Genomic DNA, 1,377 nt, shown 5'->3' with positions numbered 1-1,377 from the left:
CTAGTAGTACTTCGTTAGGTTCTTCGTCTGGTTCTGTTGCGGGGTAGGGGTCGGCCGCAGGTGGTGCAGGTGCCGGTCCAGCACTGCAGGAGGTCCTGGAGGGTGTCGAGGACCTGGTAGAGGGTCAGGCCGGCGTGTGGGCTTTTGGGTCGAGCCGCCGCAGGGTGAGGAAGGCCTGGGCGGCGGTGACGAGGGTGACGTGGTGGTGCCAGCCGCGCCAGGTGCGGCCCTCGAAGTGGTCCAGGCCGAGGCCGTGCTTGAGTTCGCGGTAGTCGTGTTCGATGCGCCAGCGCATCTTCGCCCAGCGGACCAGGTCGGTGACCGGGGTGGTGGCGGGCAGGTTCGAGATCCAGTAGCCCGTCGGGGTCTCATGGCCGTGCGGCCATTCGACCAGGAGGGTCCGTGCGGGCAGGACGCCGTCCCACCGGTTGCGGCCGCCGCCCGCGGTCTGGGCCGCGGCCAGGGACTGCTTGCCCGCGGGCCGGACCGTCAGGACGGTGAACCGTGAGGTCATCGGGCCTTTGCTGCCCTGCCGCCAGGTGACCTCGGTGAACTGTTCTGGGCCGGTTTCCTCCACGAGGGCACTGACGGCTCGGGGCGGGGTGCGGTAGCGGGGCAGGGTCGGCGGCCCGAGCCCGCCATAAGCGGGCCGGTGCGGCTCGGCCTGTTCGGCATGGGCGACTTCTTTGCCGGTCAGCGCGAGGACATAGGACAGTCCGCGTTCCTCCAGGCCGGCCCGGAACGGGGTGCTGACGCCGTAGCCCGCGTCGGCGACCACCACCGGCGCCTCCAGTTCCCAGCCGGCGAGCGTGTCCAGCAAGCCGAGTGCCAGGCGCCACTTCTCCTGGTGGGCAACGGCTTCGTCCGGCACCCCGGCCCTGCGACAGCGGTCCGGCTCGTCCGCCCACTCCCGCGGCAGATACAACTGCCAGTCCAGCGGGCACGAGCCGGTGTCGGTGGCGGCGTGGACACTGACCGCGACCTGGCAGTTCGCCCGTTTCCCGAGAGCTCCGCAGTACTGCCGGGCCACCCCGACCGAAGCGGTGCCGCACTTGGGAAACGACACATCGTCGATCACCCACACCTCCGGCGTGATCGCCTCGCTCAGCCGTTCGGCAATCCGCCGCCGCACCGGCAGCGGATCCCACGGCGACTGGTTCACGAACTGCTGCAGAGCCTGCATGTTCCCGTCCGGCAGCCGGTCGGCCATCGGCTGGACCGACTTGCGCCGACCGTCCAGCATCAGCCCCCGCAGATAACACCCGCCCCACCGCCGCTGATCCCGCCGCGGCAGCGAGGCGAACACATCGGCAACGAACTCCGCCACCTCACCCCGGAGCCGTTCCACCTCCCCCAGTCTCATAGCCGGAAGATGCC

General features: G+C 70.3%; 1 protein-coding gene. It reads right to left on the bottom strand.

All coding sequences use genetic code 11. The annotated features are described in order from the left end of the window. Positions 1-124: 124 nt before the first annotated feature. Complete coding sequence (locus ACFWUY_RS41665) at positions 125-1,363, bottom strand: IS701 family transposase (protein WP_384122267.1); 1,239 nt, start codon at positions 1,361-1,363, stop codon at positions 125-127. Positions 1,364-1,377: the final 14 nt, after the last annotated feature.

This window comes from Streptomyces sp. NPDC058664 (assembly GCF_042716635.1).
In the GTDB taxonomy this organism is placed as follows: domain Bacteria; phylum Actinomycetota; class Actinomycetes; order Streptomycetales; family Streptomycetaceae; genus Streptomyces.
This window is presented reverse-complemented; position numbering and strand designations above follow the sequence as displayed.